A 2,642-nucleotide genomic window follows, 5' to 3' on the forward strand; every position below is an offset into this window, starting at 1 on the left:
TTTACAGTGAAATCGAGTAGGTCGGGACACGTGTTATCTTGACTGAATATGGGGGGACCATCCTCCAAGGCTAAATACTCCTGACTGACCGATAGTGAACCAGTACCGTGAGGGAAAGGCGAAAAGAACCCCTGTGAGGGGAGTGAAATAGACCCTGAAACCGTGTACGTACAAGCAGTGGGAGCCGTTTACGGACGGTGACTGCGTACCTTTTGTATAATGGGTCAACGACTTACTTTCAGTAGCAAGCTTAACCGTGTAGGGGAGGCGTAGGGAAACCGAGTCTTAATAGGGCGTTTAGTTGCTGGGAGTAGACCCGAAACCGGGCGATCTATCCATGGGCAGGTTGAAGGTTGAGTAACATCAACTGGAGGACCGAACCGACTACCGTTGAAAAGTTAGCGGATGACCTGTGGATCGGAGTGAAAGGCTAATCAAGCTCGGAGATAGCTGGTTCTCCTCGAAAGCTATTTAGGTAGCGCCTCATGTCTCACCTTGGGGGGTAGAGCACTGTTTCGGCTAGGGGGTCATCCCGACTTACCAACCCGATGCAAACTCCGAATACCCAAGAGTGCAATCATGGGAGACACACGGCGGGTGCTAACGTCCGTCGTGAAAAGGGAAACAACCCAGACCGCCAGCTAAGGTCCCAAAGTTCTAGTTAAGTGGGAAACGATGTGGGAAGGCTTAGACAGCTAGGAGGTTGGCTTAGAAGCAGCCACCCTTTAAAGAAAGCGTAATAGCTCACTAGTCGAGTCGGCCTGCGCGGAAGATATAACGGGGCTCAAACTAGACACCGAAGCTGCGGATGCCTTAGGGCATGGTAGAGGAGCGTTCTGTAAGCCGTTGAAGCGGAAGCTGTGAGGCACCGTGGAGGTATCAGAAGTGCGAATGTTGACATAAGTAACGATAAAGGGGGTGAAAAACCCCCTCGCCGGAAGACCAAGGGTTCCTATCCAACGTTAATCGGGGTAGGGTGAGTCGGCCCCTAAGGCGAGGCTGAAAAGCGTAGTCGATGGGAAACAGGTTAATATTCCTGTACCGCGCATAACTGCGACGGGGGGACGGAGAAGGCTAGGCCAGCACGGCGTTGGTTGTCCGTGTTTAAGGGTGTAGGTTGGGAAGTTAGGCAAATCCGGCTTCCTAAGACTGAGACCTGATGACGAGCTCCCATGTGGAGCGAAGTGGTTGATGCCAAGCTTCCAGGAAAATCCTCTAAGCTTCAGGTTATGCGGGACCGTACCCGAAACCGACACAGGTGGTCAGGTTGAGAATACCAAGGCGCTTGAGAGAACTCGGGTGAAGGAACTAGGCAAAATGGTGCCGTAACTTCGGGAGAAGGCACGCCGGCGTTGGTGAAGGACTTCGCGTCTGGAGCTGACACCGGTCGAAGATACCAGGTGGCTGCGACTGTTTATTAAAAACACAGCACTCTGCAAACACGAAAGTGGACGTATAGGGTGTGACGCCTGCCCGGTGCCGGAAGGTTAATTGATGGGGTTAGCGCAAGCGAAGCTCTTGATCGAAGCCCCGGTAAACGGCGGCCGTAACTATAACGGTCCTAAGGTAGCGAAATTCCTTGTCGGGTAAGTTCCGACCTGCACGAATGGCGTAACGATGGCCACACTGTCTCCACCCGAGACTCAGTGAAATTGAACTCGCTGTGAAGATGCAGCGTCCCCGCGGCTAGACGGAAAGACCCCGTGAACCTTTACTATAGCTTCACAGTGGACTTTGACATTACTTGTGTAGGATAGCTGGGAGGCTTTGAAGCGTGGACGCCAGTTCGCGTGGAGCCGACCTTGAAATACCAGCCTGGTACTGTTGAGGTTCTAACTCAGCCCCGTTATCCGGGGCGAGGACATTGTGTGGTGGGTAGTTTGACTGGGGCGGTCTCCTCCCAAAGCGTAACGGAGGAGCACGAAGGTACCCTCAGCATGGTCGGAAATCATGCAATGAGCGTAAGAGTATAAGGGTGCTTGACTGCGAGACAGACACGTCGAGCAGGTACGAAAGTAGGTTCTAGTGATCCGGTGGTTCTGTATGGAAGGGCCATCGCTCAACGGATAAAAGGTACTCCGGGGATAACAGGCTGATACCGCCCAAGAGTTCACATCGACGGCGGTGTTTGGCACCTCGATGTCGGCTCATCACATCCTGGGGCTGAAGCCGGTCCCAAGGGTATGGCTGTTCGCCATTTAAAGTGGTACGCGAGCTGGGTTTAGAACGTCGTGAGACAGTTCGGTCCCTATCTGCCGTGGGCGTTTGAGATTTGAGAAGAGTTGCTCCTAGTACGAGAGGACCGGAGTGAACGAACCTCTGGTGTTCGGGTTGTCACGCCAGTGGCATTGCCCGGTAGCTACGTTCGGACGGGATAACCGCTGAAAGCATCTAAGCGGGAAGCCTCCTTCAAGATGAGATCTCACTGGACCCTTGAGGTCCCTAAAGAGCCGTTCGAGACCAGGACGTTGATAGGCTGGGTGTGTAAGCGTTGTAAGGCGTTGAGCTAACCAGTACTAATTGCTCGTGAGGCTTGACCATATAACGCCCAAGGCGTTTGAAAGTTGAATATGTAGATCGATGAGCCCCTGCTGAAGAAGCAAGGTGGCACCGGTTGAAGCTTGTAGCGAACGACAAGACAG

The 2,642-nt window shown here is 53.2% G+C and carries 1 rRNA gene; it reads left to right on the forward strand.

What is annotated here, in order from left to right:
• Positions 1-2,541 (forward strand): 23S ribosomal RNA (locus tag IEX40_RS21945); the annotation flags it as partial.
• Between the last annotated feature and the right edge of the window lie 101 nt (positions 2,542-2,642).

Source organism: Marinobacterium zhoushanense, from assembly GCF_014641945.1.
Classification (GTDB): domain Bacteria; phylum Pseudomonadota; class Gammaproteobacteria; order Pseudomonadales; family Balneatricaceae; genus Marinobacterium_D; species Marinobacterium_D zhoushanense.